The organism is Stenotrophomonas sp. 86156_Sma, from assembly GCF_056481625.1.
In genome coordinates, this window is the sequence record NZ_CM151157.1 from 567,616 (window position 1) to 593,310 (window position 25,695).

The window sequence follows — 25,695 nt, forward strand, 5'->3', positions numbered from 1 at the left end:
GATGTCCACCAAACGCGTGCTGATCGTTGAAGACGATACCCATATCGCCGACCTGCTGCGCATGCATCTGGGCGATGAGGGCTACGACGTCGCCCATGCCGCCAGTGGCGACGCCGGCCTGCGCCTGCTCGAGCAGGACGGCCCATGGGATGCGCTGGTGCTGGACGTGATGCTGCCCGGTGTCGACGGCCTGCAGGTCTGCCAGCGTGCACGCGCGATGGCGCGCTATGTGCCGATCATCATCATAAGCGCGCGCGGCAGCGAGACCCAGCGCATTGTCGGCCTGGAGCTGGGCGCGGACGACTACCTGGCAAAACCCTTCTCGATGCCGGAACTGGTGGCACGGGTACGCGCGCTGCTGCGCCGCGCCGAGGCGATGGCGCAGAGCGCGCGCATCGATGCCGGCGCGATCGAGCTGGGCGGGCTGCAGCTCGATCCGGTCGCGCGCACCGCGTCGGTGGATGGCAATGCGCTGGAGCTGACGCCGCGCGAATTTGATCTGCTGCTGTTCTTCGCCCGTCATCCGGACCAGGTGTTCGCGCGCATGGAACTGCTCAACCAGGTCTGGGGCTACCAGCACGATGGTTACGAGCACACGGTCAACACCCATATCAACCGCCTGCGCAGCAAGATCGAGCCGGACCCGGCCAACCCGCGGCGGCTGCTGACGGTGTGGGGCCGCGGCTACAAGCTGGTCGACCCGGGCGGGGCGGCGGCATGATCAAGCCCAATCTATGGCAGAAGCTGGCGGCGGTGATCGCCGCGCTGATGCTGATGTGCTGCATGGCGTTGCTGGCACTGCAGATGCGCGCCAACACCCGCCATGAGCAGGAAGTGGTGCAGCGGCTGTCGCTGGGCCTGGCCGAACACATCGCCCAGCGCAGCGAACTGATGGACACCAGCGGCATGCGCGATGCGGCGGTGCGCGCGCTGTTCGGTCAGTTGATGGCGGTCAATCCCAGCGTCGAGGTCTACCTGCTGGACGACCAGGGCCGCATCCTCGGTCACGATGCGCCCAGTGGCCATCTGGTGCGCAACAAGGTGGACGTGGCACCGCTACGCCGCCTGCTGTCGGGTGCGCCACTGCCGATCCTCGGCGATGACCCGCGCAGCGCCGAGGGCCGCAAGGTGTTCAGTGCTGCACCGTTGATCGTGCAGGGCCGGCCGGCCGGCTATGTATACGTGGTGCTGGTCGGCGAGCACCGGCAGATGCTCGCCGACGATCTTGCCGCGGGCAGCCAATGGAACACCACGCTGTGGTCAGTCGTGCTGGTGGGGGGCCTCGGCCTGCTGGCCGGGCTGGTGGCGTTCTACTGGGTGACGCGGCCGCTGCGGCGCCTGACCCGACGCATCCAGGCGTTCGACATCGACGCGCCGACCCCACTGCCGCCGCCGGAGCCACTGCGGCCCGGTGAGCGCGATGAACTGGTGATCCTGGAACACGCGCATGCGCAGATGGCGCAGCGCCTGGGGGAGCAATGGCAGCAGTTGCGCCAGCAGGACCTGCAGCGGCGCGAACTGGTGGCCAACATCTCGCATGATCTGCGCACGCCGTTGTCGTCGCTGCACGGCTACCTGGAAACGCTGGCGCTGAAGGACGCCACGCTGTCCCCGGACGAGCGCCGCCGTTACCTCGGTATCGCGCTGGCGCAGAGCGCCAAGGTTGGTCGGCTGGCGCGCGCGCTGTTCGAGCTGGCGCGGCTGGAGCATGGCGAAGTGCGCCTGGAGTGGGAAGTGTTCGCGCTGCCGGAACTGCTGCAGGACGTACTGCAGAAGTTCGAGCTGGCCGCGCAGGCGCGCAACCAGCGCCTGCACGCCGAGTTCCCGCCCGGCCTGCCGCTGGTACGTGCTGACCTGGGCCTGGTCGAGCGCGTGCTGACCAACCTGCTCGACAATGCATTGCGGCACGCACCGGAAGGTGGCCAGATCGAGGTGCGCCTGCGCGCGACGCAGGACAGCGTTGAGGTGAGCGTGGCCGACGATGGCCCCGGAGTAGCTCCCGCGTTGCGTGCGCAGTTGTTCCAGGCGCCGGCCGCGCTGGGCGCACGGCGTGGCGAGAACGGTGGGCTTGGCCTGCTGATCGTGCAGCGTATCGTGCAGCTGCATGGCCGCCGCATCGAACTGCGCGACAGTGAGCAGGGCGCGCTGTTCGTGTTTGCCCTGCCGCGCGCGGAACCGGCGGTCTAGCAGGTCGTCTCGCTCTCCACGGCACCGCCGCTTTCCTGCGGCAGGTGCAGGCGGATGCAGGCACCGCCCAGCTCCGAATCGGTCACTTCAACGTGGCCGCCATGCTTGTCGGCCACCACCTGCACCAGCGCCAGGCCGAGGCCGAAACCGGGGCTGCCCGGGTCCAGCCGCACATAGGGTTGCAGTACCTGGCCGCGCAGTTCGGGTGCGATGCCGGGGCCGTCGTCCTCCACCTGCAGGCACAGCCAGCCGTCGTTGACCGTGCTGGCGATACGGATCTGCCGCCGTGCGTAACGCAGGGCATTGCCGAGCAGGTTGCGCAGCGCCAGTTCCAGCATATGCCGGTTGACATTGACCAGGCCTGCTGGCGACAGCGCCTGCTGTACCGGCAGCGGCAGCGGTGCGAACTGGGCCACCACGCCACGGACCAGTGCCGCCAGCTGCAGGCGCTGGCGGGTCAGCTGATGGCAACGACCGAGTGCGGCGTATTCGACGCCGGCATCGGTGAGGTGCTGCAGGCGATCGACGTCGGTGCGCAGCCCGCCCAGCGCATCGCGTTGTATCTCGTCCAGCGCGGTGTCCTCCAGGTCGGCCAGGCCGAAGCGCATCCGCGCCAACGGCGTGCGCACTTCATGCGCGACCGCCTGCGCCAGCACGCGCTGGCTCTCCAGCAGCTGCTGCAGCTGCTCGGCCATGTGGTTGAAGGCATTGGCCAGCGGCCGCACCAGCGCGGTGCCGGCACGCGGCGCACGCGTATCCAGCTGGCCGTCGCGCATCTGCCGCGCCGCCTGTGCCAGCTGCGACACATCGCGCCACAGGCGGTAGACCATTACATACATCGGCAGCGCCACGGCCACCATCAGGATCAGCAGCAGGATCGCCACGCCGGACACTTCGCTGTCCTGCCAGCCTTCCTCAGGCAACGCTTCATCCAGTGGCCCCAGCATCACGGCATAGTCGCTGTCGCCGATCCGCTGCAGGCTGCGCATGTGTTCCAGGTCGATCTGCACACGGCCGTTGTTGAACGGCGGTCGCTGGCTGGCCGACAGCGCCTTCTCCGCCTCGGCCAGCGGCACCATTCGCAGGGCATAGGCGAAGTCGGCGTCGAGCCCTCGTGCCAGCGCCGGCCACTGGTCACGTGGTGTTTCCGCGAAGCGTTGCTGCAGCAGCGCATGGGTGCCACGCATCTCGGCCAGCAGGCTGGCTTCGGTGCGGTCTTCCAGCAGCGCATCCCAGGCCCACAGGCCCAGCACGATCAGCAGCAGGTGGGCGACCAGGAAGCCGATGCCGTAGCGCAGGAAGTGGAAGGCGTGGCCGCGCATCGCCGAGTGCGTGCGCTTCATCCCCATGCCGAGCGGCTGAACAGGTAGCCGCGTCCACGGACGGTCTTGATCCGCTCCGGTTGTTCAGGGTTGTCGCCCAGCTTGCGGCGCAGGCGCGAGATGCGCGCATCGATCGAACGGTCCAGGCCGTCAAAGGCGATGCCACGCAGGCCGCGCAGCAGCGCATCGCGGTCCAGGATCTGGCCGGCGTTGCTGGCCAGCAGGAACAGCAGGTCGAACTCGGCCGTGGTCAGCTCCAGCAGGCCGCCCTGCAGGTGCACGTTGCGGGTGGACGGGTCGATGTTCAGCTCGCCGAAGCGCAGGCTGCCGTCGCGAGGTTCGACCCGGCGATGGCGGCGCAGGTGGGCACGCAGGCGGGCGAGCAGCACCCGCGGTTCGATGGGTTTACCGATGTAATCGTCGGCCCCCAGCTCCAGTCCCAGCACCTGGTCGATGTTGTCGGTGCGGGCGGTCAGCACACAGATGATGCCGTCATAGTGGGGCCGGATCTGCCGACACACTTCGAAACCATCCTGGTCGGGCAGGCCGACATCAAGCAGGACCAGGGCCGGCTTCTCGGCCAGGATCCGGGCCACCGCGCGCTCGCCACTGCGCTCATGGGCCACCTGATAGCCATGCCGCTGCAGATAGTCGCTGACCATCGTACCCAGGCGGGCATCGTCTTCAACCAGTACGATATCCAGCATTTTCAAGGCCTCCGTGGGCGCAAACGTACCGCCACGGCACGAGCGCGGCGATGCTATCCCAGCCTGCGGGCCGCCCGGGTCCCGGGGGCGGGCGCCATTCAGCCGGGGTTGCTGGCGCTCGGGCCGGGCCTCAGGCCTGGCAACAACTTGGCGTCCAGCATAGCTTGTGGCCGTTACAAAACGTTACCTTCGTGATACGTCTGGTGACCATCGCTGACAGCAAAGCGACTGACGCGGGGCAGGTGGGGCGCCGAGCATGGAGTCTCCTCCGCTCCGCGTGCCGTTCCCATGTCGCTCGCCGCCCCCTGCCTGCTGAACCCGTCCCGCCGCTGCCGCTGCGGAGGTGCCCGATGAGCGGCGTGGTCGGGGCCTGGTTGCCGCCCGCCGAGGACGAACATCTGCTGCAGCAGCTGGCACCGATGCTGCGCGCCCTGCAGCAACGTGGCCGGGGCCGCATCGGTTACTGGACCGACGCTGAGGCCGGCCTCGCGCTGGGCCATTGCCGGGCGCCGACCGATACCCCGCTGCAGCCGCTGAGCTCGGACTGCGGCCGTTACGTGTTGTGCCTGGACGGCCGCCTGTACAACCGCGCCGACCTGCAGGCGCAGCTGCGCGAGCTGCCACGCAGCTGCAGCGACGCCCGGCTGCTGCTGCAGGCGATCGTTGAATGGGGCGTAGAGCGGGCGCTGTCGCGCATCGAGGGCGCCTTCGGTTTCAGCGTCTGGGACCGTGAGTCGCGAGCGTTGTGGCTGGCGCGTGATCCGGTTGGCGAGCGGCCGCTGTATTACGGCTGGTTCCAGGGCCAGTTCCTGTTCGCCTCGGAAATGAAGGCGCTGCAGGCCTTCGCCGGCTTCGCGCCGAGCATCGACCAGGATGCGCTGAGCCTGCTGCTGCGCCACGACTATGTGCCGGCGCCGCACACCATCTACCGGGGCATCCACAAGCTGGTGGCCGGCGCAGTGCTGCGCGTCGATCTGGATGACCACGCTGCCGGCGGTTCCAGCCAGGCGGCGGAAGGGGGCGCGCGCTACTGGTGCGCACGCGATGCGATGCAGAGTGCGCTGCAGGAACCCCTGCAGCCGGCGCCGAGCCTGGAACAGGCCACCGACCAGCTGGAAGTGGTGTTGCAGAAGGCGATCGCGGCACGCATGCATTCGCCGCTGGCCTGCGGTGCGTTCCTGTCCGGCGGCACCGACTCGTCGCTGGTGACCGCGATGATGCAGGCGCAGTCGACGCTGCCGATCGAGGCCTGGACGGTCGGCTTCGACGATCCCGGCCACGACGAAAGCGATTGGGCCTCGCAGGTCGCTCGCCACCTGGGCGTGCAGCACCATCTGCACCGGATGGATGCGCGCCAGGGCCTGGACCTGCTGCAGCGCCTGCCGCAGGTCTGGTGCGAACCGTTCGCCGACGCCTCGCAGCTGCCGACCCTGTTGGCCAGCGAACTGCTGGGCGCGCGCAAGCCGGTGGCGCTGACCGGCGACGGTGGAGATGAACTGTTCTTCGGTCATCCCAGCTATGGCCGGGCGCTGCGCAATGCACGCCTCTGTGGTGGCTTGCCGGACTGGGTGCGTGATCTGGCGCGACGCAGTGGCAACCGCATGAACGTCGAACGTGGCCGCCTGGGCGGTTGGCGTGCGCTGGTGGCCGAGGTTGCCGCCAACGATGTGGAAGGGCATTACCTGCAACGTGTCACCCGCTGGCGGCAGCCGGCGCAGGTGGTGCTGGGCGCACGTGAGCCGATGACGATCTTCCAGCAGCAGGACACCGCGCTGCCGGCCGAGGCGCGCATCCAGCTGCTGGATTTCCGCATGGACCTGGCCGAGGGCATCCTCGCCAAGGTCGATCGTGCCGGCATGGCAGCCGGCGTGGAGACGCGTGCGCCGCTGCTGGACATGGAAGTGGTGCGCCTGGCCTGGCGCCTGCCGCAGCACCTGAAGTACCACGATGGTGAGCACAAGCGGATCCTCAAGCACCTGCTGGCGCGCTACCTGCCGGAACCGCTGGTGTACCGCCCCAAGCGCGGTTTTGGTCCGCCGATGGCGCGTTGGCTGGCGGGCCCGCTGCGCGATTGGGCGGAGGCGCTGCTGGACCCGCAGCTGCTGCGCAACCAGGGCTGCTTCGATGTGGCACGCGTGCGCGGTATCTGGGAGGCGTTCCTGCGTGGCGAGCGCAAGTGGCACACGCACCTGTGGAACGTGCTGATGTTCCAGGCGTGGCATCAGCACTGGCACGGTGGTCGCGGGCGCTGAGCCGTTCCTGCATTGCGTGCAGCGGATTGAGTCAGCGTGGCGCGGGGCGGAGGCCCTTGCGTACGAATGTCCCCCGGCGCCGGCCGTTGGCCGTCACCTCCTCCTTTACTTCGTACGCAAGGGCATCCGCCCCGCGTTCGGAGTTCATCGGCGCCTAGTTGAAAGGCGCCACGAGCGCTGCGCTTTACCTGCCGTAAGCCGAGCCTCGTCGGGGTGGGCAGGGGTCTGAGCAAAGTAAAGGAGGACGTGACGGCCAACGGCCGGCGCCGGGGGACATTTGCCCAGGCCCCTGCCCACCTCGGCGGGGCCCATCAGCTCGCAAGGAATCCAGACGAGGAAGCGCTCTTCAATCCAGACGCCAGGCAAAAAAAGACCCGGCAGAGGGAGGGATCTGCCGGGTCCGGATTGCGTGGGGGGAGGGACCCACGCAATGAGCGTTGCGTCGCGTCAGTGGTTGTTCGCGTCCGCCGTTGATTCGTTGTAGCCCTGCACCAGTTCGGACCAGGCCTTGCCGGCCTGCAGGCCGAGCCCGACCACGTCCTGCTGGGCCTGGCCGAGCCGCTGCAGGTTGTCCTGCCACAGCTGTGCGCCCTTGTTGAGCACCCCGGCCGCGTCGTCACTGCGGGCCAGCTCGCCGAGCCAGCCGCCGGTCGCGGTCAGGTTGCGCTCCATCGCCTTCAGCTGCACCCCGAACATGCTTTCCGCGTTCTCCAACGCCAACCGGTTCGCACGCGTTGCCGCGGCGGCGAGCTGGCGGGTGGCATCACTGAAGCGATCGCTGAAGGCGGTGGCCATGGGGGCATCAGGGAGTGGCTTGATGCAGTGCAGCATACGCCGTTGATGCGGCAATGCAACAAAAATAACAAAGGCGCCCACGGCGCCTTTGAAACACCTTTCAGATCAATGGGTTGATCAGGCCGTCGGGCCGCGGTAACGGCACCCCGACGTGCAGGTTTCGTGCACGGTGATCTCGCTCAGCGCCGGCAGGCCCGGCTTCAGCTCGTTCCAGATCCACACCGCCAGGTTCTCGCTGGTCGGGTTCTCCAGGCCGGGGATGTCATTGAGGTAGTGATGGTCCAGGCGGTCGTAGATCGGCTGGAAGGCCGCCTTCACGTCGCCGAAATCCATGATCCAGCCGGTCTGCGCACCCGGCTCGCCCTCGACCTTCAGTTCCACCCGGAACGAGTGGCCGTGCAGGCGCGCGCACTTGTGCCCCGGCGGCACGTTGGGGAGGCGGTGCGCCGCCTCGAGCATGAAGACTTTGAAGATTTCCATGGCGCGATTGTACGCCGCAGGTGGCCGGCCAGCCTGAGCGGATGTTGGGCTTTTGTGAAGTAAGTCTTTTCATCCGGATGAAGAGATGATAATTTCTCTTATATCCGTATGAAGAGATGTTATTGGCCGGACCCCGGCCAGGCATGGACTACTGCGGAACTACGTCGCCCTTTCCACCTCCCCCACATCGTCATGCCCAAGCACACCCTGCTCGTGGCGGCCCTGGCCGTCGCTCTGGCCGCGCCTTTGTCCGCCGCCGCCGAAACCTCCGCCGACGCCAGTGGCGAAGCCAGCACCCTGGCCGCCGTGCGCGTCACCGGTTCCAACATCAAGCGCACCGATACCGAGGCCTCCAACCCGGTGCAGGTGATCGGCCGCCAGCAGCTGGAACAGACCGGCAAGGCCACCGTGGCCGATGTGCTGCGCTCGATCTCGGCGAACACCGGCAACGCCAGCAACGAAACCACCAACAACGGCTGGGCCTCCGGCTCGGCCGGCATCGGCCTGCGTGGCCTGTCGCAGAAGAACACGCTGGTGCTGCTCAATGGCCGTCGCCTGGCCAACTACGGCTTCCCGGCCGGTGGCCTGTCCGACACCTTTGTCGATCTCAACGCGCTTCCGCTGGTCGCGGTCGAACGCATCGAAGTGCTCAAGGATGGCGCCTCGGCGGTCTACGGCTCCGACGCCGTGGCCGGTGTGGTCAACATCATCACCCGGCAGAACTTCGAAGGCGCCGAGATCGGCGGCAGCTTCGGCGGCGCCGACCAGGGCGGCCTGCACGAGCAGAACCTGAAGTTCGTCGGCGGCCTGGGTGATCTGGACACCGATGGCTACAACATCCTCTTCAGCCTGCAGGGCTACAACCGCGAACGCCTGGACCAGGACGAACGCAACCTGACAAAGAGCGGCATCTACACCGACAAGCCCGGCGGCCGCTGGAACGGCTGGTCGGCCAAGGGCGCGCGCTACCTGGTCAACGGCGTGTCGGTGCCGATGCTCGATGCCAACGGCAACTGCCCGACCGGTACCACCCGTGTTGCCAGCGCGCCGATCGACGGCCTGGCCGGTGATACCTGCGGCTTCAACCAGGCGCCGTTCACCACGCTGATCCCTTCGACCAAGCGCTACCAGGCCTATGCCAACGGCACCTTCCGCCTGAACGACAACGTCGAAGCCTTCGGCGAAGTGCTGTACAGCCAGATCAAGAGCACCGCGTGGTTTGGCAGCAGCCCGTTCTTCACTCTGGAGAGCGGCCGCTTCGCACTGAACGCGGACAGTGGCCTGGCCGAACCGGTGTCGTCGCTGCTGCCGGCCAGCAACCCGTACAACCCGTACGGACGTGCGATCCCGATCGAATACACCTTCTTCGACCTTGGCGGCACCCTCAAGACCAACCGCTCCACCGCTTACCGCGGCGTGTTCGGCCTGCGTGGCACCACCGCGAAGTGGGACTGGGAGGTCGCAGCGTTCGGCGCGCGCAGCAGCGAGCGCGAGAGCGTCTCCGGTGGCTTCGCCAACCGCTGGGCGCTGGCCGATGCGCTGGCAACGGGCAGCTACAACCTGCTGAACCCGGCGGCCACGCCGCAGTCGGTGCGCGACTCGATCAACATCGCCACGCTGCGTCCGGCCGAATCCAAGCTGCAGGGCATCGATGCCAAGATCTCCGGCAGCCTGGGCCACACCTGGGCCGGCGAGATCGGCTTCGCTGCCGGTGCCGAGTGGCGCCGCGAGAAGCTCGATTCCAACAACCCGTGGCAGATCGACGCCGGCCTGCAGGTGCGCCCGGCCATCGCCGAAGTGCACGGCCAGCGCCAGGTCAGTGCGGCCTACGCCGAAGTGAACGTGCCGCTGGCATCGACGCTGGAGCTGTCCGCTGCCGCGCGCGCCGATCACTACGATGATTTCGGCGATGCGTTCTCGCCGAAGATCGGCCTGCGCTGGCAGCCGCTCGACTTCCTGCTGGTGCGTGCCTCCGCCTCGAAGGGCTTCCGTGCGCCGTCGCTGTCGGAAAACTCCAACAGCACCAGCATCGCCTACGGCAGCGTGGTCGATCCGCGTGACCCGGACGTGCCGGGCTCGCGCCAGAACCCGACCTTCTTCACCGTCGGCAACAACGAACTGAAGCCCGAGCGCACCAAGAGCGTGAACTTCGGCGTGGTGCTGTCGCCGTGGGCCAACACCAACCTGAGCGTGGACTACTACCGCATCCAGCTGGACAACCTGGTCGGCACCAACAACACCCAGACACTGGTCAACGACAACGTGGCCGGTGCGGTGCAGCGCGATGAGCGCGGCAAGCTGCAGGCGGTCTACAACCGCTACCAGAACCTGAGCGAGCTGAAGACCTCGGGCATCGACGTCGAGCTGCGCCAGCGCATCCCGACCGCTGCGCTGGGCGACTTCACCGTGTCCTCGGCCTACACCCATGTGCGCGACTACCGTCGCCCGACCGTGGTCGGCGGCCCGCTGGTGGACTACGCCGGCAGCAACCTGGGCGCAACCCTGCCCAAGGACAAGGCCACCACCGCGCTGGACTGGAAGTACGGCGACTTCAACGCAGCCGTGACCTGGTACTACACCAGCAGCTACCGCCAGGAAGCCAGTACCGCCGCCAAGGCCGTGCAGCAGCGTGTCGGCAGCTACAGCCAGTACGACCTGTACCTGGCCTACACCGGCATCGACAAGCTGACCGTGTACGCCAAGGTGCAGAACCTGGCCGACAAGACGCCGCCGTACGACGCCTCGTTCCCGGGCATCCGCGCGCCGTACGACTTCAGCCAGTACGACCTGCGTGGCCGCTACTTCACGCTGGGCTTCGATTACCGCTTCTGATCCATCCGCCGCGGCCGGTCACCTGAAGGGACCGGCCGCGCGACTGTCTGCCGTTGTGTTCCAGGGGAGTCATCGTGTCCTTGCATCGTCGTGCCGTTCTTCCGTTGCTGCTTGCCGCCGCCACCGCACTGTCCTCGCCGCAGCCGGCGCAGGCACAGAGCGCGTACTTCTTCCCGCAGGTGACCGACGCAGCGGCGTTCGATGCAGCGGTGCCCACGCCGGAGCAGTTCCTCGGCTACCCGATCGGCAGCCGTTACACCCGGCACGACCAGCTGGTGGCGTACTTCCAGGAACTTGCGAAACGCTCGGACAAGATCAGCGTGCGCGAGATCGGCCGCAGCTATGAAGGTCGCCCGCTGCTGATCGCCACCGTCACCGCTGCAGGCAACCACGCGCGGCTGGAACAGATCCGCCAGCAGCACGCGACCCTGGCCGATCCGGCGCAGCCGCGCAGCGCCGCCGGTGACAGCCCGGTGGTGGTGTGGCTGGGCTACAGCGTGCATGGCAACGAGACCTCCAGTGCCGAAGCGGCGATGCTGACGGCGTACTACCTGGTGGCCAACCGCAGTGCCGAAACCCAGCAATGGCTGCAGCAGGCGGTGGTGCTGTTCGACCCGGCGCAGAACCCGGACGGCCGTGATCGTGCTGCCAACTGGCACAACGCGTGGGCCTCCGATCCGGCTTCGGCCGACCCGGCCGACAAGGAACACGTCGAGCCGTTCCCGCAGGGCCGCACCAACCACTATTTCACCGATCTCAACCGCGACTGGCTTGCCCTGACCCAGCAGGATTCGCGGCCGAAGGTGGAGGTGTTCCACCAGTGGTACCCGAACGTGCAGATCGACTTCCACGAGATGGGCAAGGACAGCACCTATTACTTCGAGCCCTCGCCGAAGAGCATGCACAGCCCGCTGATTCCGGCGGCGTCGTACGAGTTCAACAAGACCCTGGCCAAGTACCACGCGCAGGCATTGGATGCATTGGGGTCGCTGTACTACACCGGCGAGAATTTCGACAACTTCTCGCCGGTCTACGGCTCCACCTACCCGGACTTCCATGGTGCTGTCGGCGTTACCGTCGAGCAGGCCAGCTCGCGCGGCCGCGTGCAGGAGTCGATGAATGGTCTGCTGACGTTCCCGTTCACCATCCGCAACCAGGTGGCTACCGGGCTGGGCACGGTGCGCGGCGCGGTAGCCGAGCGCAGCGGCCTGTTCGACCTGCAGAAGCAGTTCTTCCAGAGCGCGTTGAAGCAGGCCGCACAGCAGCCGGTGAAGAGCTTCGTATTCGGCGATGCGCATGACCCCGCATTGACCCGTCGTTTGCTGGAACTGTTGCTGCTGCATCGCATCGAGGTGCGCGCGCTGGAACGTGACGTCAGTGTCGACGGCCAGCGCTTCGATGCCAGCAGCGCCTACGTGGTGCCGGTGCAGCAGGCGCAGTTCCGCCTGGTGCATTCGATCTTTGCCGAGACGCCGCCGATCAAGGGCGATGTGTTCTACGGCAGCACCAGCTACGCGATTGCACCGGCCTACGGCGTGGCCTTCGCCGGTAGCCGCAGCCGCATCGACGGCGGCGCACGCGTGGCGGCGCTGCCGGCGGAGCAGGGCACCGTGCTGGGCGGCCAGGCAGGATTCGCCTACGCGATCGACTGGCGCGACTACAATGCCGGGCGCGCGCTGGCCGCGCTGCAGGGCAAGGGCGTGAATGCACGCGCGGCATTCCAGCCGTTCACCACCGCGACGGCGCAGGGCGAGGCCAGCTTCGCCGCCGGCAGCCTGGTGATTCCGGTAGCCGGGCAACCACTGCAGGGCACGGCGTTGCTTGAGGCAGTGACATCCGCCGCACGCGAGGCAGGTGTGCAGGTGCACGCGCTGTCCAGTGGCCGCAGCCGCGAAGGCATCGACCTCGGCAGTGACGGCGTCAAAGCGCTGCGCAAGCCCTCGGTGGCACTGGTGATGGGCGAGGGCGTGGCCGCCACCGAAATCGGATCGGCGTGGTTCCTGTTGGACCAGCAGCTGCGGTTGCCGGCCAGCAAACTGGATCCGCAGCAGCTGGGCAAAGTGCCGCTGGACCGTTACACCACCATCGTGTTGTCCGGCGGAACCTATGCCGGCGTCGATGCCACGGCGGTGGCTGCACTGAAGCGCTGGGTACAGGCCGGTGGTTCGTTGGTGACCTACGGCAGTGCCTCGAAATGGGCGATCGAACAGAAGCTGGCCGACGGCGAGAAGCTTGGCAAGGAAGAAGAAACCGCTGACGAGAGCCGCCGTGCATTCGGCGACCAGCGTGACATTGCCGCGATCGAGCGGGTCAGCGGCAACATCCTCAGTGCCGACGTGGATACCAGCCATCCGCTGGCGTTTGGCGTGCCACGCCGGCAACTGGCGATCAACAAGGAAAACACGGTGACGCTGCAGCCGAGTGCGAACCCGTTCTCGACGGTGGTACGCATCGACGCGCCGCCGCGTGTGAACGGTTACTTGTCCGAGCGCAACCGCACGCGGGTGGCGGGCAGCGCGTGGCTGCTGGTGTCGGCGCAGGGGCAGGGCAACGTGGTGCTGTTTGCCGATGATCCGGCGCATCGCAAGTACTGGCACGGGACGGATCGACTGCTGATCAACGCGGTCTTCTTCGGGAATCTGGTGAATCCGAGTAAAGCGCGGGGTTGAGGCGTTTGGCGCCGAGTTGTTGCTGGGTTTGGGAGGCCGGGGGCCTCAGCCAGGACACGCCGTAAACCCGTCCCTGGGGGCTCGATGGCGCCTTGCTCGTGTGCGCTGTCCTGCGCACACGGCAAGGCCGGGGTTGGGCGTCCTGCCCAACCCGCCCGAGGCATGCCTCGGGCCCATGGCGCCAACGGTCCTGGCTGAGGCCCCCTGCCTCCCATGACAGTTTCCTGCGGGCGCGGACGCATCAAACCCAAGGCGGGAGCAAGGGCAAAAGCAAAAGCAAAAGCATCAGCACTTGCTCTTGAACTTGATCTTGATCTTTCTTCGCCCGGCTACCCGGCCGGAGAAGAAGGCGCGGGCAATGCTTGAAGCGGATGGGCGTGGGGGCAGCGCAAAACCGTGAGGCGCATGGATGCGCCGACCGAGCCCCCATGGATGGGTTTACGGCGTGTTTTGCGCTGGCCCCACGCCCATCCGCCCTCAGCGCAACGCACCGCCGGCTTCTACTCACGGTAGCCAGCAACAAAAAAGGACGGCGCGTCAGCGCCGTCCCCCGATAGCCTCCCGCGCAGCGGGAAGCACAACAGCTGTCAGCTGTGATCAGCCGGCGCGACCGCCGCCGTTGCCACTCTGGCCGCGGCCACGGCCGCCACCATTGCCGCCACCGCCACGACGCTGGCCCTGACCGGCGCCTGCACGCTGCTGGCCATTGCCACCGCCCTCGCGACGGCCACCACCGGCCTTCTTCGGGCCCGCATGTGCATGGCGCGGCGCATCGCCGTGCGGACGGCGCGCGTGGCTCTTGCGCGGTGCGCGCTCGCCGGTATCGTGCTCGGCCTTGCCCGGCGCACTGTTGCCCCAGCGGATCGGCGTCTGCAGCTCGAAGCCCGGCACATCGCGGATGTCCATGTCGCGGCCCAGCAGGCGCACGATCGCGCGCAGCAGCTTCACTTCATCCTGCGCCACCAGCGAGATCGCCTGGCCGGTTGCGCCGTTACGGCCGGTGCGGCCGATGCGGTGCACGTAATCTTCGGCCACCATCGGCAGGTCGAAGTTGATCACCTTCGGCAGCTCGTTGATGTCGATGCCGCGCGCGGCGATGTCGGTGGCCACCAGCACGGTCACGCGGCCGGCCTTGAAGTCGCCCAGCGCACGCAGGCGCTGGCCCTGGCTCTTGTTGCCGTGGATCGCCGCGGTCTTGATGCCCGACTTTTCCAGGAACGTGGCCAGCTTGTCGCTGCCGTGCTTGGTGCGGGCGAACACCAGGGTCTGCTCGCGGCTGTCCTGCGCCAGCAGGTGCAGCAGCAGGTCACGCTTGCGACCGGCATCGACCGGGTGCACACGGTGGGTGATGGTTTCGGCCACGGTGTTCTTCGGCGTCACCTGGATCTGTTCCGGGTTGCGCATGAACTCCAGCGCCAGCTGGCGGATGTTGTCCTCGAAGGTGGCCGAGAACAGCAGGGTCTGGCGGTTCTGCTTCGGCAGCTTGGCCAGGATGCGCTTGATCGACGGCAGGAAGCCCATGTCGAGCATGCGGTCGGCTTCGTCCAGCACCAGCAGTTCAATGCCGGACAGGTCGATGCTGCGACGCTCCAGGTGGTCGATCAGGCGGCCCGGGCAGGCCACCAGTAGGTCCACGCCACGGCGCAGGATGTCCAGCTGGTTGCCCATGCCGACGCCACCGTAGATGCAGGCGCTGGGGATGCGCAGGTACTTGCTGTAGCCGCGCAGGCTGTCATGCACCTGAGTGGCCAGCTCGCGGGTCGGGGCCAGGATCAGCGCGCGCGGCTTGCGCGGGCCGCTGCGCACTTCCTGCGAGGCGGTGCCCAGGTGCTGCAGCAGCGGCAGGCCAAAGGCAGCGGTCTTGCCGGTACCGGTCTGTGCACCGGCCAGCAGGTCGCGACCGGCCAGCGCCAGCGGGATCGCCTGCTGCTGGATCGGGGTCGGGTTTTCGTAGCCCTGCTCGGCGAGCGCACGCAGCAGGAAGGGCGCCAGGCCCAGCGATTCAAAAGACATTGAGATTGCTCCAAGTACAAGAAACGCCTGTCCGAACGGACAGACGGGGGCAGATCAAACTGATCGGCTGACTCGGAGCGTTCCCGTGAACCGCGCTGCGAGAATTGGGTGCAGCCGGCACGGAGCGCAGGCTGGAATGCGTGACGAACGGCGTCGGAGTGGGGGCGGGCGAAGAGGGCGGACCCTGGTCGCCGGCGGTCCCGGAGGGAAACGGACGGCCGCTGCAGACCCTGCAAGTCTAAACGATGTTTGAGACTTCACGCAAAAAGGCCTGTTCAGGTAGGGGGCTCTCTGCAGGGCTGCGCCCTGCACCCGCAGAGGCCGAAGCAACGTCAGCGTCAACGTCAAAAGCCGGTTTCCTGAGGGATGCGGGGTGGGTCCGGTTGCGGGGGGCGCTGCAAGTACCCCTCCGGGGCCCGGCCCAGCCGCTGGCGGCTGTGCGTTCGGGCGCTTGCGAAGCGGTGCTTCGCAAGCAAAGCGCCCTCACCCATGTAAGCTCGGTCGCCGCTTGCTCGTGTGCGCTGTCCTGCGTACACGGCAAGACCCGGGTTGGGCCTCCTGCCCAACCCGCCCGAGGCATGCCTCGGGCCCATGCGGCTCACGCCCCCGCAACCGGACCCACCCCGCCTTCGAGAGTTTTCCGCGATCTGTCGAATCTCATTCGATCAATTTCGATATCTGACGGATTTCGACGATGAATGATGTGGATGTTCGATCCGTCATCGGGAAATTGTCAGGGGTGGGACGGTGTGGGTGGGCAGGACCGTTGGCGCCATGGATGGCGCCATCGAGCCCCCATGGGTGAGGGCGCTTTGCTTGCGAAGCACTGCTTCGCAAGCGCCCGAACGCACAGCCGCCAGCGGCTGGGCCGGACCGCGGAGCGGGGTTTACGGCGTGTCCTGCCCACCCACACCGTCCCGCCCAGCTCACAGACAACCCAGAGCCGGCTGTTGCTGTTGACGTTGCCCTGGCTTGAAGCAGGTGCAGGGTGCAACCCTGCCGAACCCCCCACTACGGTAGGGTGGGCCGATGCCGCGCTGCAGCTTGGCGTCGACGCAGATTTGATTACACTTGAAACTTGTTTGCCCACGACTCCGGACACCCACCAATGAAGCTTGGTTCTTTGAAGGAAGGCGGCCGCGACGGCACCCTGATCGTCGTCTCGCGTGACCTGCGCCACGGCGTGCGCGCCACCGGCATTGCCGCCACCCTGCAGCAGGCCCTGGAGGACTGGAGCCACATCGCGCCGCGCCTGAACGCCCTGTACGAATCGCTCAACGCGGGCGACGCCGATGGCGTGTTCGACCTGGACCCGCAGGCGCTGGCCGCGCCGATGCCGCGTGCCTATGAGTTCGTCGATGGCAGCGCCTACCTGCCGCATGTCGAGCGCGTGCGCCGCGCCCGTGGCGCCGAGGTGCCGGAGAGCTTCTACACCGACCCGCTGATGTACCAGGCGACCAGCGCCGGTTTCTACGGTCCGCGCGACGCGGTGAAGGTGGTCAGCGAGGACTATGGCATCGACCTGGAAGCAGAGATCGTGGTGATCACCGACGACGTGCCGATGGCCGCCACCCCGGAACAGGCCGCAGGCCATATCCAGCTGGTCGGCCTGGTCAACGATGTCTCGCTGCGCAACCTGATTCCGGGCGAGCTGGCCAAGGGCTTCGGCTTCCTGCAGTCCAAGCCGCGCTCGGCGCTGTCGCCGGTGTTCGTTACCCCTGACGAGCTGGGCGCCGCGTGGCAGGACAGCAAGGTGCACCTGCCGCTGCTGACCCACATCAACGGCCAGTGGTTCGGTGCGCCGGAAGCCGGCGTGGACATGCAGTTCAACTTCGCCCAGCTGGTCGCGCATGCGGCCAAGACCCGTCCGCTCAGCGCCGGCACCATTGTTGGCTCGGGCACCATCGCCAACGAAGACACCAGCAAGGGGGCTTCGTGCTTCGCCGAACAGCGCGTGGTCGAAACCCTGCGCGACGGCAAGCCGAGCACGCCGTTCATGTCCTTCGGCGACGTGGTCCGCATCGAGATGCTCGATGCAGCCGGCAACAGCATCTTCGGTGCGATCGAGCAGCGCATCGAACAGGCGACCAGGCCCTGAGCAGGGAGGCGGCGATGGAGATCCCGGTCGACGACGGCATCGTGCTGTACACCTACTGGCGATCCAGCGCCGCCTACCGCGTGCGCATCGGCCTGGAGCTGAAGGGCCTGGCCTGGGAAGCCCGGCCGGTGCACCTGGTGCGCGACGGTGGCGAGCAGCACCTTGACGCCTATCGCGCGCTCAATCCGCAGCAGCTGGTGCCAACTCTGCTGCATGACGGGCATGCACTGACCCAGTCGCTGGCGATCCTTGAATACCTGGAAGAACGCTTCCCGCAGGTACCGCTGCTACCGGCCGATGCCGCCGGCCGTGCGCGGGTGCGCGCGCTGGCCCAGCTGGTGGCCTGCGACATCCACCCGATCAACAACCTGCGGGTGATGCAGTATCTGGAGCGCAGCCTGCAGGTGCCGGCCGATGTCCGCACGCAGTGGACCCTGCACTGGATCGCCGAAGGCTTCGCTGCCATGGAGGCAATGTTGGCCAACAGCAGCGCGACGGGCACGTTCTGCCACGGCGACCGCCCCGGGCTGGCCGATATCTGCCTGCTGCCGCAGCTGTACAACGCGCATCGCTTCGGCCTGGACCTGGCGCCGTACCCGACCCTGCGCCGTATCGAAGCTGCCTGCCAGGCACTGGACGCCTTCGACCGCGCACGCCCGGAAAACCAGCGCGACGCCGCCTGAAAGTAGAGGGGACGGAGGGGATTAAGTCGTTTGTGCACTTACGACTTAATCCCCTCCGTCCCCTTTTTGTTGCAATCGGGCCAGGTCATCGCGGAACAGCCGATAGGCATCCTCGCGGCGCGCATCGTCGGTCTGCCGCAATACCCATGCCGGGTGCACCGTGGCATAGCCGCGGGTGCCGTCCTCGAGGGTGTGCCAGCGTCCGCGGTCGCGTGAGAGGTCGAACCCACGACCAAACACCGAGGCTGCCGCTGTCGCGCCGAGGCACACGATCACCTGCGGCCGCACGCGCGCGATCTCACCCATCAGCCAGGGGCGGCAGGCCTGGATGTGCCGGCTTTCCGGTCGCTTGTGCAGTCGCACCTTGCCACGCCGTTCATGATGGAAGTGCTTCACGGCGTTGGTGAGGTACAGCGCCGCGCGATCGATTCCCAATTCGGTCAGCGCACGGTCCAGTAGCTGACCGGCAGGACCCATGAACGGCCGTCCGCGCAGATCCTCGGTGTCGCCAGGTTGTTCCCCGATCAGCATCATGCGGGCGTCTGCAGGCCCCTGTCCGAACACGGTCTGCGTGGACTGCTCCCACAGCGGGCACTGGCGGCAGGTGCTGGCCTGTCCGCGTAGATTCTCCAGACTGCTGGCATCCGCTGCTGGCATCGCAACACCTGCACGCAGGGGGATCCTGCGCTGCGGTGCCTGCGCGGGACGGTCATGCATTTCCTGCACGCGGTCGGCCGCATCGCGCACCAGGCGTGGCAGCAGCTGGGCCTCCGGCAGGTGGCGCCAGTACTTTGCCGGCATCTCCTGCATCATCATGCGTGTATTGAGTCGCGCCGGATTGAAGATGTTGGCGTAGTAGGTCTGCCACAGTGATTCGCGCGCATCCTCGGCCGGGGCATCCTCGCGCCGTGCGCCGGGGCCGAAAGCAAGCGCCTGCCCATCCCATGCGACGCTGCGCGAAGGCGTGAGGATCGCCCAGCGCATGCCGGTGAAGCGGCGCGCGAAGAAGGGCGCGACCCGGTCGACAATGTGGTGCTGTGGCTCAAACCAGGCGATGAACGCATCAGGCTGGCCAGGCACCTCGCGGAAGCGCACGAATGCCTTCATCTTGTGCGTGTCACGGCGGACGGCCTGGGCGAGCGCCGTTGCGCGCAGGACATCGGCGTCGGCGGGGTTGCTCAGCACCGAACGCTCGCCATGGACGATGCGCCACAGCAGGCGATACAGCACGGCCAGTCGCTGGGGGTCGCGATGGCACAGGCAGGTGGCCGCCAGTTCCAGGAAATCGCGGGGCACGTTGGGTGCACTGGCATCAGCCAGCATCGGCGCCCGCTGCACGGCCGGCGCATCCAGCAACGACGTTTCGCTCCCTTCCAGCCAGTCCAGCTGAGGCGGGGCCACGCCTCGCAGCAACGCTTCGCGCGCAGCATCGCGCCAGGCCTGCAGCGACCACTGCGGGTCCACCCGCAGCGACCAGCGCTGCGCGTCAGGCGGCGGGCGGTGCATCAAACAGCGATCCCTGACGAGGCGGTGGGGCCAACTGCGCGCGCAGCGCCGCCGGATCGTCCAGCGATTTGCGTGGATGGTGGTCAGCCAGCTGCACAAACGGAAGCAGTTTGCTCATCGGTGCCTTCAGGCGTGCTACATCGGCAACCCGCAGGCGACCGTGGCGGCGTGCCATCAGCACCCGTTTCACGTTGCGCACGCCCAGCCCGGGTACGCGAAGCAGCATTTCCTTCGGCGCACGGTTGAGATCCACAGGAAAGCGCTCGGGGTGACGGATCGCCCAAGCCATTTTCGGGTCGATATCCAGGTCGAGCATGCCGTCCTGGGTGGTATCGGTAATCTCATCCACGCCGTAACCGTAGAAGCGCAGCAACCAGTCGGCCTGGTAGAGGCGATGTTCGCGCTGCAGCGGAGGCGGTTGCAGTGGCAGCTGCCGGCTGGCGTCCGGAATCGGGCTGAACGCGGAGTAGTACACCCGGCGCATGCGGTAGTTGCCGTACAGCGCATCGGCGCTGGCCAGGATCTGTTGGTCGTTGGCCCCGTCCGCGCCGACGATCATCTGCGTGCTCTGCCCGGCGGGTGCGAAACGGGGAGGGCGTGGACTGCGGCTGGCCCTCGGTGCCATCGCTGTGGGGGCTTTGCGCGCCTCCTTGGCTTCCTCGATGCGCCAGCGTAGTTCGCCCATCGCGCCGCGTATCGAATGCACCGTCTTCTCCGGCGCCAAGGCGCTCAGGCCGGCTTCGGTCGGCAGTTCCACGTTGATGGACAGGCGGTCGGCATAGCGCCCGGCACTGGCCAGCAGCTCCGGCGAGGCCTCGGGAATGGTCTTGAGGTGGATGTAGCCGGCGTAGCGGTGTTCTTCGCGCAGCTGCCGGGCCACTTCCACCATCTGTTCCATGGTGTAGTCCGCATTGCGGATGATGCCGCTGGACAGGAACAGGCCCTCGATGTAGTTGCGCTTGTAGAAGTCCAGGGTGAGTGTGACCACCTCGTCCACGCTGAAACGTGCGCGGGGCACGTTGCTGGAGACGCGGTTCACGCAATAGGCGCACTCGTAGATGCAGAAGTTGGTCAGCAGGATCTTCAGCAACGAAACGCAGCGGCCATCGGGCGTGTAGCTGTGACAGATGCCCATGCCCTCGGTGCTGCCGATACCGCCACTGACGCGCGAATCGCGCTTGCCCGAGCCGCTGGAGGCGCAGGAGGCATCGTACTTGGCGGCATCGGCCAGAATGGCCAGCTTGCGGATGGTTTCCATTGAGGAAACCTACGGATGAGGGGTCTCATTGGATGAGACCGCCCCTGAATTCTTCAGAAAAAGGGGACGGAGGGGATTAAGTCGTAAATGCACTTACGACTTAATCCCCTCCGTCCCCTTTTTCGTGCGGTCAGAAGCCGTGGGTGATGCTTGGCTGCCCGGCCGAGAAATCCGCATACGGGTCGTGCTCGCCGCTGCTGCCTTCGGACAGGCGGAACTTCAGGGCCAGGCCATCGCGCGAGTCGGCCGCGCGCAGCGCTTCCTCCTGCTCGATGATGCCGGCCTTGGCCAGACGGAACAGGCACTGGTCGAAACTCTCCATGCCTTCCTCCAGCGAGCCTTCCATCGCCGCCTTGATCTCGTGCACCTGGCCGCGACGCAGCAGGTCACGGATCATCGGCGTGTTGATCAGCACCTCGGTGGCCGGCAGGCGACGGCCCTCCTTGTTCTTTACCAGGCGCTGGCTGATCACCGCACGCAGGTTCAGCGCCAGGTTCATCAGCACGTTCTTGTGCGCGCTTTCCGGGAAGAAGTTGAGGATGCGCTCGATGGTCTGGTCGGCGTTGTTGGAGTGCAGGGTGGCCAGGCACAGGTGGCCGGTTTCGGCGAAGGCGATCGCCGCCTCCATCGTTTCCGCATCCAGGATTTCGCCGATCAGGATCACGTCCGGCGCTTCACGCATCGCGTTCTTCAGCGCGTTGTGGAAGGCATGGGTGTCCAGCCCGACCTCGCGCTGGTTGACGATCGACATCTTGTGCTTGTGCAGGTACTCGATCGGGTCCTCGATGGTGAGGATGTGACCGGTGGTGGTGCTGTTGCGGTGGTCGATCATCGACGCCAGCGAGGTGGACTTGCCGGAACCGGTGGACCCCACCACCAGCACCAGCCCGCGCGGGGTCATGATGACGTCCTTCAGCACCTGCGGCAGGTTCAGCTCCTCGATGCTCGGGATGCGGCTGCGGATGGCGCGGATGACCATGCCCACTTCGCCGCGCTGCTTGAACACGTTGACGCGGAAGCGCCCGGCATCGGGCAGGGCGATGGCCATGTTGAGCTCCAGCTCGCGCTCGAACTGCGGCACCTGGCCTTCGTCCATCAGCGAGTAGGCGATCTTCTTGACCATGCCCGGCGGCAGGCCGGTGTTGCCCAGCGGATAAAGCTTCCCCTCGATCTTGATGTAGACCGGTGCTCCGGTGGTCAGGAACATGTCCGAAGCGTTCTTTTCGGTCATCAGCTTCAGGAAGTAGCCGATATCCATTGCGAATTTTCCCCAACGAAACGGCCGACGCCCGTTGCCAGCACGGTGTCGGCTTGACGACAATGGCCGTGAACCGACAACCGGTACGGCCTCCCCAATGAAACGACTTAGCTTCGCACGAATGCGCCATGGCCTGTATGTGATGGCGTTTGCATTCGCACTGTCTGCCCCCGCCTGGGCGCAGGACGGCGCACTGGAACTGGCCCAGGCCCGGCAGGCGGTCGACAAGGCCACCCAGGCCGACGCCGACCAGTACGCCCCGGACCTGATCGGGCTGGCCCGGCAGGGGCTGGAACAGGCCCAGCGTGCTGCCGGCGACCGCCGCGAGCGCAAGAACGCCCCGGCGATCGCCCTGCGCGCCGCTGCCGATGCCGACCTGGCCCGCGCCCGCAGCGAGGAAGCCACCGTCACCGCGCAGCTGCAGCTGCGCCGCAACGAGGTCAACCAGCTGCAGCGCCAGCTGTCGACCGGGGAGGACCGCCGGTGAAGCCGATGACTGCCGCAACCCTGGCTGCCCTGCTGACGCTGCCGACCCTGGCCCTGGCCGCCGACAACCCGATGGTGGCGCAGCTGAGCCAGCGTCTGATGGCCATCCAGGCCAATCCCGACACGGCTGAGCTGGGCGCCTTCGAGCGCATGCAGGCCCAGCAGGCCATCGCCACCCTGGACAAGGCCAAGCGCCGCGACCAGGAGCTGGCCACCTACCTGGCCGAGCGCCGGGTGGAGATTGCCGAGACTGCCGTGCGTGCCGCATTGGCCGCGCGTGAGGTCGACCGTCTCGAGCGTACCCGCAGCGACCTGCTGATCGAGGCCAGCCGCCGTGATGCCGCCCGTGCCCGCCAGGAAGCCGAGCAGCTGCGCATGCAGGCGCAGATGCAGGCCGAGGAGGCTGAGCGCCTGCGTCAGGCCGCCGAGGCCGAGACCTTGGCCCGCCAGGATGCCGAGAATGCTCTGACCAGCGTGGCCGGCAAGCAGCAGCAGCGCCTCAGCGCCGCCCAGCAGAACGCCGCCAAGCTGGCCCGCGAGGAAGCCGAGCTGGTATCCGGGCAGAAGCTGCCGGGCTCGAAGTTCGATGGCCGTGGTGAGGTCTTCACCTTCAATGGTGACGCATTCGCCGCTGGCGCCTCCAGCCTGTCCGGTGGGGCCCGCAACCAGGCCAAGGCGCTGGCCGAGTACCTGAACATCGGCAAGAAGGGCCGCCTGCGCATCGAGGCCTATGACAGCGCCAACGGGGTCGGTCAGAAGCGTGCCGAGGCCCTGCGCGATGCCCTGGTCGCGGCAGGTGTCGCGAGCAACCGGATCCAGCTCAGCGGCAAGAAGGCGGCGTCCACCCGGGCACGCTCGGCCGAGGTCATCATCGCCCCGTAATTGCTTGATATTGTTTGTTTTTCGTTGCGATGAGCATTCAGCCTGAACCCCGCCCCGGCGGGGTTCGGTCTTTTTGCCGCAGGGGTCTTGTACCCCGCCTTGAGCAGGCGTAGGGTCAATCGTCCGGGACGCAATGCCGCGGACCGGACGATGGGAGGGCCGGGCCGATGCAAACAGGGCGCGAACCGCAGCAGATCGACGTGCGCAGGCCAGTGCCGCAGGTCGTTGCAGGCGTCCAGGTGGCCATCGACCGGCGCTCCTCCATGAACAACGCCCCGTGCCTTGCGGCCGGGGCGTTCGTGTATCTGTCGAAGGAGGTCCATCATGTTTGAAGATCAGCCCCAGAGCGAGATCGACGCCCGTCGCGCGCGTGATCCGGAGTTCAGGGCACTCCATGACCAGCACCGCAAGTTGAACAAGAAGTGCATGGACGCGGAGTTGGGTGTACTCCCGATCGATGATGTCACCCTGGGTCGCATGAAGCGCGAGAAGCTGCTGGCCAAGCAACGACTTCTGCGAATGTACGAAACACCGCTCCCAATGACGTCCCCCACGCTTTGACGCACCCCGTCACGCCCGGAACGGCGTGACCCGGCCATCGATGGCCCCGCCGGGCGCTCCTGCCCCGGCATCGCGGCACCGCCGATGAGGCGGCCGCGCCAAGGCACCACAGGCCGTGGTGCCTTGGCCTGCAGGCACAACTCACCGATGCGGGCGGTACCGGTCTCCTCGTCGATCCGGGGCCGTCCGCATCTCTTTTTTACGGTGGACGGGCTGCGGCCCTGCCGACCTGACTTTCATCGCCATCCGTCGGATAATCATCGGTCCGGCCCTGTGCGGCGCGAACCGAAAGTCCTCCGAATGCCCATCCATTCTTCCGTCCTCGAACTCATCGGCCAGACCCCGATCGTCAAGGCCCAGCGCCTGGACACCGGCGTCTGCGAGCTCTACCTGAAGTTGGAGAGCGCCAACCCGGGCGGATCGATCAAGGATCGCATCGGCCTGTCGATGATCGAGGCGGCGGAAAAGCGCGGCGACCTGAAGCCCGGTGCCACCCTGGTCGAGGGCACGGCTGGCAACACCGGCCTGGGCCTGGCGCTGGTGGCCCAGCAGAAGGGCTATAAGCTCATTCTGGTCGTTCCCGACAAGATGAGCCGGGAAAAGATCTTCAATCTGAAGGCGATGGGCGCCGAAGTGCGCCTGACGCGCTCGGACGTGGCCAAGGGCCATCCGGAGTACTACCAGGACCTGGCCAAGACCATCGCCGAGCAGACCCCGGGCGCCTACTTCATCAACCAGTTCGGCAACCCGGACAATCCGGCCGCGCATGAATTCGGTACCGGCCCGGAAATCCTCGAACAGATGGGCGGCGACCTCGATGCCATCGTGTTCGGCTGCGGCAGCTCCGGCACCATGACCGGCCTGTCGCGCGCCTTCGCCAAGCTGTCGCCGAAGACCGAGCTGGTGCTGGCCGACCCGGTCGGCTCGATCCTGGCCGAGTACATCAACGACGGCAATCTGAACGACAAGTCGGGCAGCTGGCTGGTGGAAGGCATCGGCGAGGACTTCCTGCCGTCGATCTCCGATTTCAGCCGCGTCAAGAAGGCTTATGCCATCAGCGATGCCGAGAGCTTCCACACCGCACGCGAACTGCTGGGCAAGGAAGGCATCCTGGGTGGCTCGTCCACCGGCACCCTGCTGGCCGCCGGCCTGAAGTACTGCAAGGAGCAGACCACGCCGAAGAAGGTGCTGGTGCTGGTGCCGGATACCGGCAACAAGTACCTGTCGAAGATGTACAACGACTACTGGATGCTGGACAACGGTTTCCTGCAGCGCCCGCAGCACGGCGACCTGCGCGACCTGATCCTGCGCCCTTACGGCCAGCGCGACACCGTGGTGATCGGTCCGAACGACCTGCTGACCACTGCCTACCAGCGCATGAAGCTGTACGACGTGTCGCAGCTGCCGGTGATGGACGGCGAGCAGCTGGTCGGCATCGTCGACGAAAGCGACGTGCTGCTGCACGTGTATGGCGATGAGGCACGCTTCCGCGACACCGTCGCCACCGCGATGGTCAGCAAGCTGGACCGGCTGGACGTGAAGTCCCCGATCGAGGCGCTGCTGCCGGTGTTCGACCGCGGCCAGGTGGCGATCGTGATGGACGGCGACACTTTCCTGGGCCTGATCACCCGTATCGATCTGCTGAACTATCTGCGCCGTCGCGTGCAGTAAGCCGCTGATCGCCGACGTTCACTGCTGAATCCTGG

At 66.9% G+C, this 25,695-nt stretch carries 20 protein-coding genes; 12 read left to right on the forward strand and 8 right to left on the reverse strand.

Features of this window, described 5'->3' with window-relative positions; all coding sequences use genetic code 11:
* Position 1 precedes the first annotated feature (1 nt).
* Positions 2 to 721 carry a response regulator transcription factor gene (locus tag ACZK33_RS02585; protein WP_423174457.1) on the forward strand — a complete coding sequence of 240 codons (720 nt, stop codon included), beginning with the start codon at positions 2 to 4 and terminating at the stop codon, positions 719 to 721.
* On the forward strand, positions 718 to 2,187 hold the full coding sequence (locus tag ACZK33_RS02590; RefSeq protein ID WP_423174458.1) for a sensor histidine kinase: 1,470 nt from the start codon (positions 718 to 720) through the stop codon (positions 2,185 to 2,187). The genes ACZK33_RS02585 and ACZK33_RS02590 overlap by 4 nt, the downstream gene beginning before the upstream one ends.
* Here the strand turns inward: ACZK33_RS02590 and ACZK33_RS02595 are convergent.
* Positions 2,184 to 3,530, reverse strand: a complete 1,347-nt coding sequence (locus tag ACZK33_RS02595) for an ATP-binding protein (protein WP_049398359.1) — start codon at positions 3,528 to 3,530, stop codon at positions 2,184 to 2,186. The genes ACZK33_RS02590 and ACZK33_RS02595 overlap by 4 nt on opposite strands.
* Entirely contained in the window at positions 3,527 to 4,216 is a 690-nt protein-coding gene (locus ACZK33_RS02600) for a winged helix-turn-helix domain-containing protein (RefSeq protein ID WP_010484092.1), read from the reverse strand. Before ACZK33_RS02600 ends, ACZK33_RS02595 begins: the two co-directional genes overlap by 4 nt.
* 350 nt (positions 4,217 to 4,566) lie before the next feature.
* On the opposite strand from ACZK33_RS02600, the gene asnB reads away from it, so the two are divergent.
* On the forward strand, positions 4,567 to 6,468 hold the full coding sequence (gene asnB, locus ACZK33_RS02605) for an asparagine synthase (glutamine-hydrolyzing) (RefSeq protein WP_121504809.1): 1,902 nt from the start codon (positions 4,567 to 4,569) through the stop codon (positions 6,466 to 6,468).
* 447 nt (positions 6,469 to 6,915) lie between these two features.
* On the opposite strand, the gene ACZK33_RS02610 is transcribed toward asnB, so the two are convergent.
* Both ACZK33_RS02610 and queD read right to left on the reverse strand, forming a co-directional pair.
* The gene (locus tag ACZK33_RS02610; protein WP_100437947.1) at positions 6,916 to 7,263 is read right to left on the reverse strand and encodes a phasin family protein; all 348 of its coding nucleotides are present in this window, start codon (positions 7,261 to 7,263) and stop codon (positions 6,916 to 6,918) included.
* A gap of 117 nt (positions 7,264 to 7,380) precedes the next feature.
* A complete protein-coding gene (gene queD / locus ACZK33_RS02615; RefSeq protein ID WP_014645831.1) occupies positions 7,381 to 7,743 on the reverse strand; it encodes a 6-carboxytetrahydropterin synthase QueD in 363 nt (120 codons plus the stop codon).
* A gap of 192 nt (positions 7,744 to 7,935) precedes the next feature.
* Here queD and ACZK33_RS02620 point away from each other — a divergent pair, with 192 nt between their 5' ends.
* From ACZK33_RS02620 to ACZK33_RS02630, 3 genes are all read left to right on the forward strand, one after another.
* On the forward strand, positions 7,936 to 10,575 hold the full coding sequence (locus ACZK33_RS02620) for a TonB-dependent receptor plug domain-containing protein (RefSeq protein WP_423174459.1): 2,640 nt from the start codon (positions 7,936 to 7,938) through the stop codon (positions 10,573 to 10,575).
* A 74-nt stretch (positions 10,576 to 10,649) separates the two neighbouring features.
* Positions 10,650 to 13,244 carry a M14 family zinc carboxypeptidase gene (locus tag ACZK33_RS02625; protein ID WP_478454077.1) on the forward strand — a complete coding sequence of 865 codons (2,595 nt, stop codon included), beginning with the start codon at positions 10,650 to 10,652 and terminating at the stop codon, positions 13,242 to 13,244.
* Between the two features lie 213 nt (positions 13,245 to 13,457).
* Entirely contained in the window at positions 13,458 to 13,610 is a 153-nt protein-coding gene (locus ACZK33_RS02630) for a hypothetical protein (RefSeq protein WP_423174461.1), read from the forward strand.
* 231 nt (positions 13,611 to 13,841) lie between these two features.
* Here ACZK33_RS02630 and ACZK33_RS02635 read toward each other — a convergent pair whose 3' ends face one another.
* A complete protein-coding gene (locus ACZK33_RS02635; RefSeq protein WP_049424867.1) occupies positions 13,842 to 15,257 on the reverse strand; it encodes a DEAD/DEAH box helicase in 1,416 nt (471 codons plus the stop codon).
* A 1,108-nt stretch (positions 15,258 to 16,365) separates the two neighbouring features.
* Here ACZK33_RS02635 and ACZK33_RS02640 point away from each other — a divergent pair.
* Together ACZK33_RS02640 and maiA are read left to right on the forward strand one after the other, a co-directional pair.
* Positions 16,366 to 17,355: a fumarylacetoacetate hydrolase family protein gene (locus tag ACZK33_RS02640; protein WP_032127967.1), complete on the forward strand. Its 990-nt coding sequence runs from the start codon at positions 16,366 to 16,368 to the stop codon at positions 17,353 to 17,355.
* 14 nt (positions 17,356 to 17,369) lie between these two features.
* Positions 17,370 to 18,038, forward strand: a complete 669-nt coding sequence (gene maiA, locus ACZK33_RS02645) for a maleylacetoacetate isomerase (protein WP_423174463.1) — start codon at positions 17,370 to 17,372, stop codon at positions 18,036 to 18,038.
* Between the two features lie 45 nt (positions 18,039 to 18,083).
* Here maiA and ACZK33_RS02650 read toward each other — a convergent pair whose 3' ends face one another.
* The 3 genes from ACZK33_RS02650 to ACZK33_RS02660 all read right to left on the reverse strand — a co-directional run bounded on the left by ACZK33_RS02650 (position 18,084) and on the right by ACZK33_RS02660 (position 22,060).
* Positions 18,084 to 19,544, reverse strand: coding sequence for a UdgX family uracil-DNA binding protein (locus ACZK33_RS02650; RefSeq protein WP_423174464.1), 1,461 nt, complete (start codon positions 19,542 to 19,544; stop codon positions 18,084 to 18,086).
* A complete protein-coding gene (locus ACZK33_RS02655; protein ID WP_423174465.1) occupies positions 19,525 to 20,802 on the reverse strand; it encodes a putative DNA modification/repair radical SAM protein in 1,278 nt (425 codons plus the stop codon). Before ACZK33_RS02655 ends, ACZK33_RS02650 begins: the two co-directional genes overlap by 20 nt.
* Positions 20,803 to 20,932: 130 nt before the next feature.
* Positions 20,933 to 22,060, reverse strand: a complete 1,128-nt coding sequence (locus ACZK33_RS02660; protein WP_032127971.1) for a PilT/PilU family type 4a pilus ATPase — start codon at positions 22,058 to 22,060, stop codon at positions 20,933 to 20,935.
* 121 nt (positions 22,061 to 22,181) lie between these two features.
* On the opposite strand from ACZK33_RS02660, the gene ACZK33_RS02665 reads away from it, so the two are divergent.
* The 4 genes from ACZK33_RS02665 (at position 22,182) to ACZK33_RS02680 (ending at position 25,660) form a co-directional block, all read left to right on the forward strand.
* Positions 22,182 to 22,547, forward strand: a complete 366-nt coding sequence (locus ACZK33_RS02665) for a DUF4398 domain-containing protein (RefSeq protein WP_049398394.1) — start codon at positions 22,182 to 22,184, stop codon at positions 22,545 to 22,547.
* The gene (locus tag ACZK33_RS02670) at positions 22,544 to 23,428 is read left to right on the forward strand and encodes an OmpA family protein (protein WP_107432729.1); all 885 of its coding nucleotides are present in this window, start codon (positions 22,544 to 22,546) and stop codon (positions 23,426 to 23,428) included. Before ACZK33_RS02665 ends, ACZK33_RS02670 begins: the two co-directional genes overlap by 4 nt.
* 324 nt (positions 23,429 to 23,752) lie before the next feature.
* A complete protein-coding gene (locus tag ACZK33_RS02675; protein WP_004154075.1) occupies positions 23,753 to 23,989 on the forward strand; it encodes an HP1242/YdcH family protein in 237 nt (78 codons plus the stop codon).
* 300 nt (positions 23,990 to 24,289) lie between these two features.
* Positions 24,290 to 25,660 carry a pyridoxal-phosphate dependent enzyme gene (locus tag ACZK33_RS02680; RefSeq protein ID WP_032127973.1) on the forward strand — a complete coding sequence of 457 codons (1,371 nt, stop codon included), beginning with the start codon at positions 24,290 to 24,292 and terminating at the stop codon, positions 25,658 to 25,660.
* Positions 25,661 to 25,695 lie beyond the last annotated feature (35 nt).

What these genes read in the sequence shown, in the direction of transcription:
- ACZK33_RS02595 (WP_049398359.1), bottom strand. Translation starts at nt 3,530, where the DNA reads ATGAAGCGCACGCACTCGGCGATGCGCGGCCACGCCTTCCACTTCCTG.
- ACZK33_RS02630 (WP_423174461.1), top strand. Translation starts at nt 13,458, where the DNA reads ATGACAGTTTCCTGCGGGCGCGGACGCATCAAACCCAAGGCGGGAGCA.
- ACZK33_RS02665 (WP_049398394.1), top strand. Translation starts at nt 22,182, where the DNA reads ATGCGCCATGGCCTGTATGTGATGGCGTTTGCATTCGCACTGTCTGCC.
- maiA (WP_423174463.1), top strand. Translation starts at nt 17,370, where the DNA reads ATGGAGATCCCGGTCGACGACGGCATCGTGCTGTACACCTACTGGCGA.
- ACZK33_RS02635 (WP_049424867.1), bottom strand. Translation starts at nt 15,257, where the DNA reads ATGTCTTTTGAATCGCTGGGCCTGGCGCCCTTCCTGCTGCGTGCGCTC.
- ACZK33_RS02640 (WP_032127967.1), top strand. Translation starts at nt 16,366, where the DNA reads ATGAAGCTTGGTTCTTTGAAGGAAGGCGGCCGCGACGGCACCCTGATC.
- queD (WP_014645831.1), bottom strand. Translation starts at nt 7,743, where the DNA reads ATGGAAATCTTCAAAGTCTTCATGCTCGAGGCGGCGCACCGCCTCCCC.
- ACZK33_RS02610 (WP_100437947.1), bottom strand. Translation starts at nt 7,263, where the DNA reads ATGGCCACCGCCTTCAGCGATCGCTTCAGTGATGCCACCCGCCAGCTC.
- ACZK33_RS02590 (WP_423174458.1), top strand. Translation starts at nt 718, where the DNA reads ATGATCAAGCCCAATCTATGGCAGAAGCTGGCGGCGGTGATCGCCGCG.
- ACZK33_RS02600 (WP_010484092.1), bottom strand. Translation starts at nt 4,216, where the DNA reads ATGCTGGATATCGTACTGGTTGAAGACGATGCCCGCCTGGGTACGATG.
- ACZK33_RS02620 (WP_423174459.1), top strand. Translation starts at nt 7,936, where the DNA reads ATGCCCAAGCACACCCTGCTCGTGGCGGCCCTGGCCGTCGCTCTGGCC.
- ACZK33_RS02680 (WP_032127973.1), top strand. Translation starts at nt 24,290, where the DNA reads ATGCCCATCCATTCTTCCGTCCTCGAACTCATCGGCCAGACCCCGATC.
- ACZK33_RS02585 (WP_423174457.1), top strand. Translation starts at nt 2, where the DNA reads ATGTCCACCAAACGCGTGCTGATCGTTGAAGACGATACCCATATCGCC.
- ACZK33_RS02675 (WP_004154075.1), top strand. Translation starts at nt 23,753, where the DNA reads ATGTTTGAAGATCAGCCCCAGAGCGAGATCGACGCCCGTCGCGCGCGT.
- ACZK33_RS02655 (WP_423174465.1), bottom strand. Translation starts at nt 20,802, where the DNA reads ATGGAAACCATCCGCAAGCTGGCCATTCTGGCCGATGCCGCCAAGTAC.
- ACZK33_RS02650 (WP_423174464.1), bottom strand. Translation starts at nt 19,544, where the DNA reads ATGCACCGCCCGCCGCCTGACGCGCAGCGCTGGTCGCTGCGGGTGGAC.
- ACZK33_RS02660 (WP_032127971.1), bottom strand. Translation starts at nt 22,060, where the DNA reads ATGGATATCGGCTACTTCCTGAAGCTGATGACCGAAAAGAACGCTTCG.
- asnB (WP_121504809.1), top strand. Translation starts at nt 4,567, where the DNA reads ATGAGCGGCGTGGTCGGGGCCTGGTTGCCGCCCGCCGAGGACGAACAT.